We start from the raw sequence: 14202 nt of genomic DNA, 5'->3' as shown, positions 1-14202 counted from the left end.
GCGGGCATCCGAGATCCGAGGAAGAGGAACATCCATGTCCGTCGCCGTCACGCCCGTCACCGCTCCTCCGGCGAAGGTCGGGCGGGTCATCACGCCCGCCGGCATCGAGGTCTGGCACGTCGAATCGCACGTCGTGCCCCTCGTCGCCCTCTCCTTCGTCTTCGAGGGCGGGGCGGCCCAGGACCCCGCCGGCAAGGCGGGCCTCGCCCAGCTGACCGCGCGCCTCCTCGACGAGGGCGCCGGCCCCTACGCGTCCACGGCCTTCCACGAGCGCCTGGCCGACCACGCCATCGAGATGGCGTTCAACGCGGGGCCGGACAGCCTGGGCGGCTCGCTGAAGACGCTGACGCGCCACGCCGACGAGGCGTTCGATCTCCTGCGGCTCGCTCTCTCCGAGCCGCGCTTCGAGGAGGCCGACATCGAGCGCGTGCGCGCGCAGACCATGGCCGGCCTGCGCTACCAGATGAAGGACCCCGGCGTCGCCGCCTCCAAGCGCTTCTTCGCGGAGGCCTTCCCGGGCCATGCCTACGGCACGCCGACCTCGGGCACGCTGGACACCCTGCCGACGATCGGGCGCGACGACGTCGTCGCGCTCCACCGCGCACAGGCGGCGCGCGGGCGGCTCAAGGTCGCCATCGTCGGCGCCATCGGCGCGGACGAGGTGGCGCGGCGGGTCGACCACGCCTTCGGCGCGCTGCCCGCCGAGCCGACCCTCGCCCCCGTGGCGCCGGTGCGCCTCTCCGGCATCGGCGATCGCCACGTCGTCGAGTTCGACGTGCCGCAATCCGTCATCCGCTTCGCCACCGACGGCCTGCCCTGGTCGGACCCGGACTTCATCCCCGCCTACGTCCTCAACCACGTGCTCGGCGGCGGCGCCTTCACCTCGCGCCTGTTCCAGGAGGTGCGCGAGAAGCGCGGCCTCGCCTATTCCGTCGGCAGCTCGCTCGCGAACTTCCGCTGCGCCTCGATGACCTGGGGCTTCACCGCCACCAAGAACGAGCGCGTGGCGGAGGCGCTCTCGGTCATCTCCGGCGAGATCGACCGCTTGCGCGAGGAGGGGCCCTCGGCCGACGAACTGGACAAGGCCAAGGCCTATCTCACGGGCTCCTACGCGCTGGGCTTCGACACCTCGACGAAGATCGCCAACCAGCTCGTGCAGATCGCCTTCAACGATCTGGGCATCGACTACGTCGCCCGTCGCAACGCCCTCGTCTCGGCCGTCACCGCCGAGGACGTCCGCCGCGCCGGCGCGCGCATGCTGGGCGACGGGCGGCTCCTGACGGTCATCGCCGGCAAGCCGGAGCTGTGAGCGTTTCCTGCGGGAGCTGCCCGCACCCCCTCCCGCCCCTCGTGCGTTGACGCTTCGTCATGCGGCCGCGGGGCTGGCGTGCGGGGCGCAAGCGCTCTAAACGTCGGCGTCGCGCGACAGCGACAGGCGGCAACCGACACGGGCAGGAGACCGGAATGGCCATCAAGCACGCGATCGACCTCGCGCTCGGCCGGAACATCGGCGCGGGCGGCATCCCTGCGGAAGCGATCGAGGCGGGCACGACCCTCGCCGCGCGCGGGCTCGCCCGCCTGCGCGAGGAGGCGGCCTCCGGCGCGCTCCCGCTCCTGAACATGCCGGCGGCGACCGGCGATCTCGACGAGATCCGCACGCACGCCGCGCGCATCCGCGAGGGCGCGAGCGACATCGTCTTCCTGGGCACCGGCGGCTCGTCGCTCGGCGCGCAGACGCTGGCGCAGCTGAAGGACTACGCCGTGCCGGGCGTGGGTCGCCTCGCGGAGGGCCCGCGCGTCCACTTCATGGACAATCTCGATCCGATCAGCTTCGGGCGCCTGCTCGAGCGGCTGCCGCTCGAGACCTCGCGCTTCGTCGCGATCTCGAAGTCCGGCGGCACCGGCGAGACCCTGATGCAGACGATGGCGGTGCTCGCCGCCCTCGACGCCGCGGGTCTCCCCGCTGGCGAGCGCGTCACCGGCCTCTCGGAGCCGCGCCCCGCGGGCGGCAAGAATGCGCTGCGCGATCTCCTCGAGCCCACGGGCGCGCCCTTCCTCGAGCACCATACCGGCATCGGCGGGCGCTATTCCGTGCTCACCAACGTCGGCCTCCTGCCGGCGGCGGTGATGGGCCTCGACATCGCCGCGATCCGCGCCGGCGCCGCCGACAGCCTGCAGCCCGTCCTCGACGGTGCGGCGCCCGGCGAGAGCATGATCGGCGAGGGCGCGATCCTCGCCATCGCAACCGCGCTCGAGGAGAAGCCGATCGCGGTGATGATGGCCTATGCCGACCGGCTCGAGCGCTTCACGCGCTGGTACGTCCAGCTCTGGGCGGAGAGCCTCGGCAAGGACGGCAAGGGCTCCACGCCCGTGGCCGCCATCGGTCCCGTGGACCAGCACAGCCAGCTGCAGCTCTATCTCGGCGGCCCGGACGACAAGGTCTTCACCGTGATCACGACGGGCGTCGCGGGGCTCGGGCCGCGCATCGACGGTGCGCTCGCCGAGCGCGGCGGCCAGCCGGGCTTCGCCGGCAAGACCATCGGCGACCTCGTCGCCGCGCAGGGTCGCGCCACGGCGGACACGCTCGCCAAGAACAAGCGCCCGGTCCGCACCATCCACGTCGATACGCTGGACGAGCGGGCCATGGGGCACCTCCTCATGCACTTCATGCTGGAGACGATCCTCGCCGGCTACGGCATCGGCGTGAACCCGTTCGACCAGCCGGCGGTGGAGGAGGGCAAGATCCTCGCCAAGCAGTACCTCGCCGAGGGCTGAGCCTCGCGCCGGCACCAGACGGCTGAAACGACATGCGCCGCCGGGGATATCCCCGGCGGCGTTCGCGCATCGGCTGGACGCCCGCCACGCTTCCGGCTCCAATGCGGCCACGGGTCGCATCGGCGGCGATTCGCCCGTCCGAGCCTCCGGCCGAGGCTCGCGCAGCGCCATTCATGCAGCCGAACATGCAGCCGAAGACCCGCCCGATCGTGCTCTCCTCCGTCGCCCTCGTGGCGGCGAACCTCGTGCCGCTCGCGGGCGTGCTCCTCGGCGGCTGGCGCGTCTTCGACGTGCTGATCCTGTTCTGGGCCGAGAACGTCGTCATCGGCGTGCTGAACGTGGCGCGGATGGTGATCGTCTCGCTGCGCGGCGAGCGGGGCGGGCTCGCGATGGCGGGCTTCTTCTGCCTGCATTACGGCATCTTCACCCTGGTTCACGGCATCTTCCTCGTGACCCTGTTCGGGCCCTCCGGCGCGGACCCGTTCACCGGTCTCGTCGCGCTCGCGACGCCGGCCCTCGCCTGGCCGCTGCTGGCGCTCGCGGCGAGCCACGGGGTATCGTTCATCGCCAACTTCGTCGTGGGCGGCGAGATGGACCGTACCGATACCGGCACGCTGATGGCGGCGCCCTACGGGCGGGTCGTCGTCCTGCACGTGGCGATCATCTTCGGGGGCTTCGCCGTCACGGCCTCGGGTGCGCCGATCCTGGCGCTGGCGCTGCTCGTCGGGCTCAAGATCCTCGTCGATCTCGGCGCGCACGTGCGCGAGCACAAGCATCTCGCCGAGGGACCGGCGCGGGTGCGCGCGACGAAACACTCCTGAAACGGCATGGGAAGTACAGCACGCCCGTGCGGAACTCGTTGCGCGGAAGTCACGTTCGACCTCTATCGGTAGGTGCGTGAAGCCGGCCAAAGGCGTGCCACAATCGCGCCACACACTGGGACGGTTCGCACGTCACTCGTCGACACGCGGCAGACATGCGCCGCGCAACCAACGGACCGAAAATGCCTGACCGCGCCGACCCTCAGCCTCGTCCCGCCGCGCCCGCCGCGGCGGCCGGCTCCAAGTTCAAGCCCGTGGCGCTGCCCGCCCTGAAGGGCGTGCTTCACACACGCGATGCTTGCGAGACGAAGCACAAGGCGAAGCCGCCGATGCCGGAGGATCTCGACCGGTTCGGCCGCTCCTATACGGCCTGAGGGCACGAAGCCGCGCGGCGGCCGGTGATCGCCGGCCCCGCCATGCGGAATAATCCGCGGGGGATGGACAGCCCCGGGGACGGCTGCGACGATGCCTGCGAGAAGAGCCGAGCAGGCCCGATCGCCCGAGGACATCGCCGTTCATGCCGACCCTCTACCTGTGCCATCCAGCCGCCCTGGACCATGCGACGCCGCTCGGGCATCCCGAGCGGCCGGATCGGATCCGCGTCATCGAGCGCGCGCTCGAGGACGAGAAGTTCATGACCCTCGTGCGCGAGCAGGCGCCGTGCGCCGAGCTCGACACGATCGCCCTCGTCCATCCGCGGCGCTACGTCGACGCCATCGTCGAGGCCGCGCCGCAGGACGGGCTCGTCGCCATCGATTCCGACACGGTGCTCTCCCCCGGGACGCTGGAGGCTGCGCTTCGCAGCGCCGGCGCCGCGGTGCAGGCGGTGGACGAGGTGATGGCGGGCACGGTCAGCAACGCCTTCGCCGCCATGCGCCCGCCGGGCCACCACGCCGAGCGCGCCCAGGCGATGGGCTTCTGCTTCTTCAACAATGCGGCGATCGCGGCGCGCTTCGCGCAGTCGCGCCACGGCGCCGAGCGCGTGGCCATCGTCGATTGGGACGTGCATCACGGCAACGGCACGCAGGACATCTTCTGGGAGGACGGCTCCGTCCTCTACGCCTCCACCCACGAGATGCCGCTCTATCCCGGCACCGGCGCCCTCTCCGAACGCGGCGAGCACGACACGATCGTCAATGCGCCGCTTTCGGCCGGCGACGGCTCGGACGTCTTCCGCGAGGCCTTGAAGACGCGCGTCCTGCCCCGCATCGAGGCCTTCCGGCCCGACCTGATCGTGATCTCGGCGGGCTTCGACGCGCATTGGCGCGACCCGCTCGGCAACGTCATGCTGACGGAGGCCGATTTCAGCTGGGCGACGCTCCAGCTCATGGAGATCGCGGAGCGTCACGCCAAGGGCCGCGTCGTGTCGCTGCTCGAAGGCGGGTACGATCTCGAGGGCCTCTCGCGCTCTGTGGCCGCGCACGTGCAGGCGCTGATGGGCCAGGCCTGACCGCGGCGCGATCGCGCGCGGGCCCGCGAGGCCCTGCGCCGGAACCTCCGCCGCGGGCCGTCGTTCCCCTGCGCCGATCCGGGCGGCACCGCCCGCGGCGAGAGGAGAGTGCGACATGGCAGGCACGAGCAACGTCACGGGCCCCCGCGGCGACGTTCCCAAGAACGAGACCGAGCGGCTCATCGCCTCCGACAAGGTCGAGGGCACGGCCGTCTACAACAAGGCCGGCGAGCACCTCGGCTCGGTCTTCAACTTCATGGTCGACAAGTACACGGGCAAGGTCGCCTATGCCGTGATGTCCTTCGGCGGTTTCCTCGGCATCGGCGAGCGCTACCACCCGCTCCCCTGGGAGAAGCTCGACTACGACGCCCGCCTCGGCGGCTACGTCGTCGACCTCAACGCCAAGGACCTCGAGGCCGCCCCGAGCTACGGCCGCGACGAGACGCCCTGGGCGGACCCGGAATACGGCCGGAACGTGTATGGATATTACGGCGTGCCGTACTGGTTCTGAGCTGCTGGGCCGGCTCGGCGGAGTCGATCGGGCGTCCCTCAGCCTATGGCGAGGTCGAGCCGCCCCGGGTCGCGAACCTCGCCCGGCTTGCGGGACACCGTGATCGTCACGTCCTCGCCCATCAGGCGCACGAAACGGAGCAGTCGCTCTATCGTGTAGCCGCCGGTGCGGCCCCTCAGCAGGCGCGAGACGTCGGGCTGGCGCAGGCCCAGCCGCTCGCCCGCCGCGCTCTGCGTCAGGCCCAGCTCCTCGACGAGCGACCGCAGATGATCGACGATCCGCGCCTTGAGAAGCTCCTCCTCGGGATTGTCGAAGCCGAGATCAGCTAAGACGTTGTCGCTTCCGGGCTCGACGGCGGTCTCCTCGGCGTCGCATACCCTCTGCATCGCTCGACCTCCTCTGGCATGGCAGATCTGTCTGCTCCATGCAGGCTCTGGAAGAAAGTTGTATCTCGATACACGCGGGCGCAGTGCTCGCGTTCCCCGTTGCCCCGCGCCCCGCTCCTCCCTACTCTCCCGCGAAACGACAGGCCCGGGAGGTCGCCCATGCAGTTCGCGCTCACCGAGGAAGAGGAGATGATCCGCGAGGCCGCGCGGCGGATCGCGGCGGAGCGGCTGGCGCCGCATGCCGACGCGCTCGATCGCGGGCAGGGGCGCGAGCGGCTCCTCGAGAACCTGACGCTGCTCGCGCGAAACGGCTTCTCGGCGCTGAACGTCTCGGCCGATCACGGCGGCTCGCAGGCGGGCACCGTCGCCTTCGCCCTCGCCATCGAGGAGCTGGGCTACGCCTGCGCCTCCACCGCCGTGTCGACATCGGTCACGAACATGGTCGGCGAGGTGATCCAGGCCGTGGGATCGCCGGAGCAGAAGGCGCTCCACCTGCCGCGGCTCGCCGACGGCACCTATCCCGCCGGCGCCTTCTGCCTCACGGAGGCTCAGGCGGGCTCCGACCCTTCCGCCATGCGCACCCGCGCGCGCCGCGACGGCGATGATTGGGTGATCGACGGGCAGAAGATCTACATCACCTCGGCCGAGTATGCCGGCATCTTCGTCGTGTGGGCCGTCACCGATCCGGATGCGCGTCCCGGCAAGGGCATCTCCTGCTTCCTGGTGGAGGCCGGCACGCCGGGGCTCGTCATCGGGCGGGCGGAGGAGAAGATGGGCCAGCACGGCTCGCCCACGAACGTCGTGCATTTCGAGGGCTGCCGCGTCCCGGCCTCCGCCCTGATGGGGCGCGAGAACGACGGTTTTCGCGTCGCGGTGGGCGAGCTCGCCGGCGGGCGCATCGGCGTCGCGGCGCTCTCTCTCGGCATCGCGCGGGCGGCGATGGACGCGGCCAAGGCTTATTGCGTCGAGCGCAGCCAGTTCGGCCAGCGCATCGCCGACATGCAGGGGCCCCAATGGATGATCGCCGACCGCGAGGTCGACCTCGCCGCCGCGCGTCTGCTCATCCTGCAGGCGGCGCATCTCAAGGACGAGGGCAAGCCCTTCTCGAAGGAGGCGTCCATGGCCAAGCTCTTCGCGTCCGAGGCGGCGCACCGCTGCACCGACACCGCGATCCAGCTCCACGGCGGCGCCGGCTATTGCCGCGACTATCCCGTGGAGCGCCACGCGCGCGACGCGCGCATCACCCGCATCTACGAGGGGACGAGCGAGATCCAGCGCCTCGTCATCGCCCGCGAGACGCTGCGGCAGCTCGCATGAGCGGCCTCACAGCCGGCAATCGCCGTTCTCCATGAGCTCCAGCGCGGAGAGCTCGCCTTCGAGCGTGAAGCCGTCGAAGGCGAGCGTCAGGTCGCTCGAGACGCCGTTCTCGAAGAGGCGAAAGCCCACGACGTAGTCCGGCGTGCGCTCCCCGGGGCCGGGCTCGAAATAGGACAGGCGCACGGGCCAGCTGTCGAGGCCCGCGAGCTTCGCGAGCGGCGTGTCGGCGTCCTCGCCCGTGCCGGCCTCCGGCGGCGGCAAGGCATCGCCGATGACGGCGAGCGTGTCGTAGACGGTGCGCCCGTCCCCCGTCCCGTCGTAGACCGGTGCGGAGAAGAGCGGCGCGCCGGCCTCGGCCTCGGCGACGAGGCGGGCGATGTGCTCGGTGGGGAAGAACGGGCGGCCCGGCAACGTGAAGGTCTCGGCCTGCGGGCCTTCGACGACGACGCGCGTCTCGTCCTCCACCCGCGAGGCGGAGCCGTCCACCTCCTCCATGGTGCGGCCGTCGGCGCGCGATTCGGAGCGAAAGCGCAGGAGGCTCGCATCCGCCTCCTCGAAGGTGGCGCTGTTCGAATCGAGCGTGCGCGTGCCGCTCTCGCCGAGATCGAGAACGGTCACCTGGCGCACGCGCGTGGTGTAGCCCTCGCAGGAGGAGCCGTAGAACTCGATGGCGATGCGCCCGCGCGCGGCCTCGACGCCGTCGGCGCCCGGCGCCAGCGCGAGGTCGTAGACGGCGCGGTGCGGCGCGAGCGGCAGCGCCACGGCCGCGCTGGAAAGGAGGGCGAGCCCGAGACCGATGACGCAACCGACGCTTCGCATGACCATTCCTCTCGCCGTGCCCTCTTCCTGTGTAGAAGCGGGGAGCCGCTGGCGCAATCCGCGCGCTTGCGTCGTCCCCCGCCCACGTGACAGATGGGCGTGGCGGGACCTGCGCGAGCATCGTGCCGGCCTCGCCTGCCAAGAAGGAGATGTCGCATGAGCCGGATCGAGGATCGTCTCGCGGAGAAGGGCCTCTCGCTGCCCCAGGCGGCAGCGCCCGTCGCCAATTACGTGCCCTACGTCCGCACGGGCGATCTCGTCGTGATCTCCGGGCAGATCTGCCTCGGCTCCGACGGCAAGCTCGCGCCCGCCCACGTCGGCAAGCTCGGCGGCGAGGTTTCCATGGAGGACGGGCAGGCGGCGGCGCGGCTGTGCGCGCTCAACCTGCTCGCCCAGCTCAAGGCCGCGGTGGGCGATCTCGACGAGGTGGTCCGCTGCGTGCGTCTCGGCGGCTTCATCAACGCCAGGCCCGATTTCGCCGCCATCGCGCAGGTGATGAACGGCGCCTCCGACCTGATGGTCGAGGCCATGGGCGAGGCCGGGCGCCACGCCCGCTCCACGATCGGCGTCGCGGAGCTGCCGATGGACGCCGCCGTCGAGGTCGAGGGCATGTTCGAGGTCCGGTCGCACGCATGAGCGGCACGCCCTTCCGCAGCGGCTCGATCGGCGCGGAGCCGATCGAGGCCGCCCCCGGCTGGCTCGTCGCCCGCCCGATCGCCCATCGCGGCCTCCACGACCGCGCCGGCGGCGTGATCGAGAACTCGCTTTCCGCGGCGCGCGCGGCGATCGCGCGGGGCTACGCCATCGAATGCGACGTCCAGCTGACGGCGGACGGCGAGGCGATGGTCTTCCACGACCGCGATCTCGCGCGCCTCGTGGGCGGCGCGGGCTCGGTGCACGACATGAACGCGGCCGCGCTCGCGGCCATGCCGCTCCTCGGCGCCGCGAGCGGCGAGGCCCCGCCGACGCTCGCCGACTTCCTCGCGACGGTGGCCGGACGCGTGCCCCTCGTCGTCGAGATCAAGAGCCGATTCGACGGCGACATGCGGCTCACGCACCGAACGCTCGAGGTGCTCTCGCGCTACGACGGGCCCTTCGTGGTGGAGAGCTTCGACCCCTACATCGTCGCGGAGGTGCGCCGGGTGGCGCCGGGTGTCCCGCGCGGCATCGTGGCCGAGACCCGCTGGACGCATCCGGACTGGGACTTCCTCGCGCCGGAGCGCAAGCATGCGCTCGGGAACCTGCTGCATTTCGACGCGACGCGCCCGCACTTCCTCTCCTGGCAGGTGGCGGACCTCGTCGAGGGCCCGCCCTTCCTCCTTCGTCGCCTCGGCATTCCCGTTACCGCCTGGACGGTGCGCGACGAGGCCGGCCGCGCGCTCGCCGGCGCGCACGCGGACCAGATGGTGTTCGAAGGTTTCCTGCCGGACGCAGGGTGCTGAACGGCCGCGGGGTGGAACCGGACGGAGGATCGGCTGAATAGCCGGCTTCAGTATAGATGATCACGCGAGCGTGAAGAGCTTGTGATCGCGGGGCGGTGAACCGCTGCCGACGTCGCTCCGTAGACTGGCGCAAAACAACAAGAAAGTTCTACTTCGTAGATGATCCCCCGATAGCCAGCAAAGGGAGAGACGAACATGCGTTTCCTCAAGGCGATGACGGCCGCCGCCGCGGCCCTGTTCATGACGGTTTCCGTTTCCAAGGCGCAGGACATCGTCGATACCGCGGTCGCGGCCGACGGCTTCGAGACGCTCGTCGCCGCGGTCCAGGCGGCCGAGCTCGTCGAGACGCTCAAGGGCGAGGGTCCGTTCACGGTCTTCGCGCCCACCGACGAGGCCTTCGCGGCGCTCCCCGAGGGCACCGTCGAGAACCTGCTCCTGCCGGAGAACCGCGATCAGCTCGTCGCGGTCCTGACCTACCACGTCGTGCCCGGGCGGGTGATGTCCTCCGACATCGCCGGCCAGGAGGTCTCCCCCGAGACCGTGCAGGGCGGCACGCTGATGGTCGACGCCACCGGCGACGCGGTGATGGTCGACGACGCGACCGTCGTCCAGGCCGACATCGAGGCCTCGAACGGCGTCATCCACGTGATCGACACGGTGCTGATCCCGGAGTAAGGGCCCTCGCGCGTATGTGAGCCCACGGCTCGCACCCGGCCTAGAGACTACGACGCCGCCCGCACATCGCGGGCGGCGTTCGCCTTTGCGCACGCGTCCCCGCTCAGCCGAGAACTTCGCCCGGCGTGTGCGCCAGCACCATCACGCGGGTGCCCGTCGGCACGCGGCGATGCAGGTCGATGATGTCCTGGTTGAACAAGCGGATGCAGCCCGAGGACACGGCCCGGCCGATGGACCAGGGCTCGTTCGTGCCGTGGATGCGGTAGAGCGTGTCGCGGCCGCCTTCGTAGAGGTAGAGCGCGCGCGCGCCGAGCGGGTTCTCGAGCCCCCCGGGCAGGCCGCCGGCATAGGGGCCGTAGCGCTCCGGCTCGCGCCGGATCATGTTCGCGGTCGGCGTCCAGCGCGGCCAGGCCGCCTTGCGCGCGATCGTGGCGCGCCCCGCGAAGGCGAGGCCCTCCTTGCCCACCCCGATGCCGTAGCGCATCGCCTGCCCGCCGCCGAGCGACAGGTGCAGGAAGCGCTCGTTCGTATCCACCGTGATCGTGCCAGCGGGCTCGCCGGTCGGATCGGCCACGACCTGTCGCCAGAAGCGGGGCTCGACCACGGACGGGTCGATGGCGGGGACGGGGTATTCCTCGCTCGGCAGGGCGGCGTACATCGCCAGCACGTCCGGCGGGACCGCCGGCGCGAGGGGCTCGACGGGCACCTGCGCCGTCTGCACGCAGGCGCCCAGCGCCAGCGTGCCGCCGATCACGAAGCTCCGTCGGGTCATCTCATGTCGCATCGTCGCCACTGCCTCTCTCATGCTCGCTGAAGAACGCCCCGTCGCCGTGCTATCGCCTGCGGAGCGCGCCGTCGACGACCTCACGAACCTTTGAGGCCCCCGTGAGGCGCGCGCCGCCTCGCGTGGCAGGAGCCCTCAACGGTGAAGGGCGCCGCTCCGGACCGGAGGCGGCGCCCTTCGAGACGGGATCGCGTGCGTGCGCGATCAGTTGCGATATTGCTGGATGCGCGTCGTGCGCAGGCCTGCGAGACCGTGCTGGTCGATCGAGTGCTGCCACGAGAGGAATTCCTCCGTCGTCAGCGTGTAGCGCTGGCACGCCTCCTCGAGGCTCAGGAGCCCGCCGCGAACGGCTGCGACCACCTCGGCCTTGCGGCGGATGACCCATCGCCGAGTATTGGTCGGCGGCAGGTCCGCGATCGTCAGCGGGCTGCCGTCGGGCCCGATGACGTATTTCGCCCTCGAGCGAAGCGGTTCGGTCATGGTACTCTCACACACTCGACTGACCAATGTCGGGTGCGACGTTACGGCCGGGCGCTTAAGAAAGCCTGAAATGGATTCCTCGGCTTGACAGGAGCGCACCATGGCCGACGAATCGCTTACGTTTGCGAGACTCCGGTGACCTCGCTCAAGGGCACGCGAACCTTGCCGACGAGCAGGATCGGCTCGGCGCCGGACAGGTCGAGACCGTCGACCACGCCCGAGAACTTGGTCGAGACCTCCACCGGCTCCCCGGCCGTGTCCCGCGCCTGGACGCGGATCGTGTAGGCGCCGTCGGGTGCCTGCGCCCCGGAATCGGTGCGCCCGTCCCAGACGTAGCTCTGCTCGCCCGCCTCCAGCGACTGCGTGCGCGTCGCCACCACCTGGCCGGTCTCGTCGAGGATCTCGATCACCGCCCGCGAGGCGGCGCGGGGCAGGTCGAGCGACCAGCTCGCCTGGCCGTCCGCCAGCGTCGCGACGTTGCCGCCGGCCTCGATGCGCTTGCCGATGAAGCTCGACGCGGTGGCGACGTTGGAGGCGCGGGTGGAGGTGAGGAGCGAGCCCAGCATCTCGTTGGTCTTGATCTGCTGCTCGACGGAGGCGAACTGCACGAGCTGCTGGGTGAACTGGTTGGTGTCGAGCGGGTCGAGCGGGTTCTGCGCCTGCAGCTGCGTCGTGAGCAGCAGCAGGAACTGATCGAAGTTCTGCGCGATCGCCCGGCGATCGGTGGCGGATTCGCCCGCCCCGGCATTGGCCGGGGACGTGCCCGTCGTCGTGATCCCGCTCGCCATGATCCGCTCTCCTCAGATTCGCATGTCGACGCCGGCGATCCCGCCGACGCTCAGGCGGCGCGGGGCGAGCGCCTCGATGGCATGGGGCTCGGGACGGGTCCCGCGCTCGGCGCCGTTGTCCTGCCCGCGACCGCGGCCGTCGCGGCGATCGTCGAAGCCCTCGCCGCGCCCGCCGGCCTCGCCGCCGCGGCCCTGGCCGCTCGTGTCCTCGCGCAGCGACATCTGCACGGAGCCTTCGTTCGTCCGCAGGCCCGCCTGCTCGAAGGCGCGCTCGAGCGTCTTGGCGTCGCGCTGCAGCAGCATCAGCGTCTCCACCCGCTCCACCTGGAGCTTGGCCGTCACCTCGCCCTCCTCGATCTCGAGGGAGACGTCGATGCGGCCGAGCTCCGCCGGGTCGAGACGGATGGTGAAGCGGTTGACGTTGCCCAGGCTCTTGAGGCCGATCTCGATGGGCACCGCGCCGAGCGGTACGTTCGCGAGCACCGGCGGCTGGCCCTGCGGCGTGCCGGGCGCCGGGGACGGGGAGGGCGCCTGCGCCTGCGTCGGAACGGGCTCGAGCGGCGGCTGCGGCAGCGGGCCGGCGCCGGGGGGCGGCGCCGTCGGCGCCGGGGCCTGACCGGCCGCCTGCCCGCTCGCCTGCGCCTGCTGCTGTGCCTGGACGAAGGTCTGCGGGCCACCCGCACCGGCCTCCCCGGAGCCGGCCTCGCCTTGCGCCGCGCCGTCGCCCGCGACGCGCGCGGTCGGCGCAGTGCCGGCCGGCGTGCCGGCGGCCGGCTGCTCGGCTGCCGCGCCGGCCTCACCTGCGGCGAGCGCGTTCGCGAGCGGTGCCGCGGGATCGGCGGTGCCGGGCTGGGCCGGAGTCGTGGCCGTCGTGCCCGTAGCGGGCGCTGGGCCGGATGCCGCGTCGACCGCCGGCTGCGCTGCGCCGGGTGTCGCAGCGCTCGGCTTGCCGCGCCCATCGGTCTGGGGCGTGATGCCCGACGCTCCCGCGGAGGCGCCGGCCTTCGCCTTCGTCGTCGCCGCGGCGGAGATCGTGACGCCGGGGGCGGCTTCGGGAGGCGTGCCGCCGTCGATCTTGCCCGGCGCGGTGGCATGCGCGACGGCGGAGAGGCCCGCCTGGGTTGGTGATTGCGCCGTCGCTTGGCCCGGGGTCGGGTTGGTGGCCGCGCCGGTCTCGGCCTCGGCCTGGATGTCGCCCGCGGCGGCGTCGCCGACGCCCGACGTCGGACCGGAGGCGCCGATCGTCGCGGCCGGAGCGGGCTGGGTCGCGGGGAGGGGCGTCAGGGCTTGCGCCGGCGTGCTCTCGCCCGCCGTCTCGCCCGCGCCGGCCTGAGCGTCGGGCGTCGTGTCGCTGGCTTCGGCGTCGTCGGTCTCGCGGGTCGCCTGGCCGCCGGTTGCCCTCGCCGAACCCTCCTCGCGCGCCTCGCCGCGTGCGGGCTCGCCGGAGCGAACGGCCTCGTCCCGCCGCGGAGGCTCCGAACGCGTCTGCTCGCGTGCCGCGGGCGCCTCGCGCGGCGGGGCCTCCCGGCGCGAGGCGGGCTCGGTATCCTCCACGCGAAAGACGGGCGCGTCATCGCGCGTTCGCGCGGAAGAGGCCCCCGCGGAAGAACGCTGATCGGCGCGCTGATCGGCGCGGCGCGCCGGGTCGGCCTGGGGCAGGGGGTCGAGACGCATCACTCAGTCCTCGCACCACGTTCGACGGGCGCGCGGACGTCCTCTCGCCCCGCACCCCGCCCGCACGCCGCAAGAGCCGCGCCAATCGCCCTCGCGCACCGGTCCACGCGTGGAGTGCTTGCCGCGCAAGCGATCGCGCCACGTGCGGCGCACGAAACGACCGACCTCCGCAGCCACGATCCCGGCAGCTCTCGCCCGGCGACGGGCAGAAATTGCCGCCCCGCGCTGGAATCGTCGCCGCCGCATCGCTATACAAAGCCGTGCGGTGCGCGCCCAGGCG

16 protein-coding genes are annotated in these 14202 nt (G+C 71.9%); 10 read left to right on the top strand and 6 right to left on the bottom strand.

The genetic code is table 11. From position 1 onward, the window contains the following. Positions 1-34 precede the first annotated feature (34 nt). The 6 genes from IEX89_RS14595 (at position 35) to IEX89_RS14570 (ending at position 5557) form a co-directional block, all read left to right on the top strand. Positions 35-1309 (top strand): M16 family metallopeptidase, encoded by a 1275-nt coding sequence (locus IEX89_RS14595; protein ID WP_188913958.1) that lies wholly within the window; start codon positions 35-37, stop codon positions 1307-1309. 155 nt (positions 1310-1464) lie between these two features. Beyond that, entirely contained in the window at positions 1465-2775 is a 1311-nt protein-coding gene (locus tag IEX89_RS14590; RefSeq protein WP_188913957.1) for a phosphoglucose isomerase-related protein, read from the top strand. Between the two features lie 185 nt (positions 2776-2960). After that, the gene (locus IEX89_RS14585; RefSeq protein WP_188913956.1) at positions 2961-3596 is read left to right on the top strand and encodes a DUF6498-containing protein; all 636 of its coding nucleotides are present in this window, start codon (positions 2961-2963) and stop codon (positions 3594-3596) included. A gap of 182 nt (positions 3597-3778) precedes the next feature. Further along, on the top strand, positions 3779-3970 hold the full coding sequence (locus IEX89_RS14580; RefSeq protein WP_188913955.1) for a hypothetical protein: 192 nt from the start codon (positions 3779-3781) through the stop codon (positions 3968-3970). 143 nt (positions 3971-4113) lie between these two features. Continuing rightward, on the top strand, positions 4114-5046 hold the full coding sequence (locus IEX89_RS14575; RefSeq protein ID WP_188913954.1) for a histone deacetylase family protein: 933 nt from the start codon (positions 4114-4116) through the stop codon (positions 5044-5046). A 115-nt stretch (positions 5047-5161) separates the two neighbouring features. Further along, on the top strand, positions 5162-5557 hold the full coding sequence (locus tag IEX89_RS14570; protein WP_188913953.1) for a PRC-barrel domain-containing protein: 396 nt from the start codon (positions 5162-5164) through the stop codon (positions 5555-5557). Positions 5558-5595: 38 nt separating this feature from the next. Here the strand turns inward: IEX89_RS14570 and IEX89_RS14565 are convergent, their stop codons facing one another. Then, the gene (locus tag IEX89_RS14565) at positions 5596-5943 is read right to left on the bottom strand and encodes a helix-turn-helix domain-containing protein (RefSeq protein ID WP_188913952.1); all 348 of its coding nucleotides are present in this window, start codon (positions 5941-5943) and stop codon (positions 5596-5598) included. Between the two features lie 159 nt (positions 5944-6102). Here IEX89_RS14565 and IEX89_RS14560 point away from each other — a divergent pair, with 159 nt between their 5' ends. Continuing rightward, on the top strand, positions 6103-7260 hold the full coding sequence (locus IEX89_RS14560) for an acyl-CoA dehydrogenase family protein (protein ID WP_188913951.1): 1158 nt from the start codon (positions 6103-6105) through the stop codon (positions 7258-7260). A gap of 6 nt (positions 7261-7266) precedes the next feature. Here the strand turns inward: IEX89_RS14560 and IEX89_RS14555 are convergent, their stop codons facing one another. After that, complete coding sequence (locus IEX89_RS14555) at positions 7267-8079, bottom strand: cell envelope integrity EipB family protein (RefSeq protein WP_188913950.1); 813 nt, start codon at positions 8077-8079, stop codon at positions 7267-7269. 156 nt (positions 8080-8235) lie between these two features. On the opposite strand from IEX89_RS14555, the gene IEX89_RS14550 reads away from it, so the two are divergent. The 3 genes from IEX89_RS14550 (at position 8236) to IEX89_RS14540 (ending at position 10196) form a co-directional block, all read left to right on the top strand. Next, complete coding sequence (locus tag IEX89_RS14550) at positions 8236-8715, top strand: RidA family protein (protein ID WP_188913949.1); 480 nt, start codon at positions 8236-8238, stop codon at positions 8713-8715. Further along, complete coding sequence (locus tag IEX89_RS14545; protein ID WP_188913948.1) at positions 8712-9521, top strand: glycerophosphodiester phosphodiesterase family protein; 810 nt, start codon at positions 8712-8714, stop codon at positions 9519-9521. Before IEX89_RS14550 ends, IEX89_RS14545 begins: the two co-directional genes overlap by 4 nt. Positions 9522-9761: 240 nt before the next feature. Next, positions 9762-10196 carry a fasciclin domain-containing protein gene (locus IEX89_RS14540; RefSeq protein ID WP_210317644.1) on the top strand — a complete coding sequence of 145 codons (435 nt, stop codon included), beginning with the start codon at positions 9762-9764 and terminating at the stop codon, positions 10194-10196. Positions 10197-10299: 103 nt separating this feature from the next. Here IEX89_RS14540 and IEX89_RS14535 read toward each other — a convergent pair whose 3' ends face one another. The 4 genes from IEX89_RS14535 to IEX89_RS14520 form a co-directional block, all read right to left on the bottom strand. Beyond that, positions 10300-10968, bottom strand: coding sequence for a L,D-transpeptidase (locus IEX89_RS14535; RefSeq protein ID WP_308423838.1), 669 nt, complete (start codon positions 10966-10968; stop codon positions 10300-10302). A gap of 216 nt (positions 10969-11184) precedes the next feature. Next, positions 11185-11460 (bottom strand): CtrA inhibitor SciP, encoded by a 276-nt coding sequence (sciP, locus tag IEX89_RS14530; RefSeq protein ID WP_029030908.1) that lies wholly within the window; start codon positions 11458-11460, stop codon positions 11185-11187. Between the two features lie 116 nt (positions 11461-11576). Beyond that, a complete protein-coding gene (locus IEX89_RS14525; protein ID WP_188913945.1) occupies positions 11577-12248 on the bottom strand; it encodes a flagellar hook assembly protein FlgD in 672 nt (223 codons plus the stop codon). A 12-nt stretch (positions 12249-12260) separates the two neighbouring features. Continuing rightward, complete coding sequence (locus IEX89_RS14520) at positions 12261-13922, bottom strand: flagellar hook-length control protein FliK (RefSeq protein ID WP_188913944.1); 1662 nt, start codon at positions 13920-13922, stop codon at positions 12261-12263. Between the last annotated feature and the right edge of the window lie 280 nt (positions 13923-14202).

The organism is Salinarimonas ramus, assembly GCF_014645695.1.
Lineage (GTDB): Bacteria > Pseudomonadota > Alphaproteobacteria > Rhizobiales > Beijerinckiaceae > Salinarimonas > Salinarimonas ramus.
Note: the sequence above shows the minus strand (reverse complement) of the source record. Positions and strands in the feature narration are given on the sequence as shown.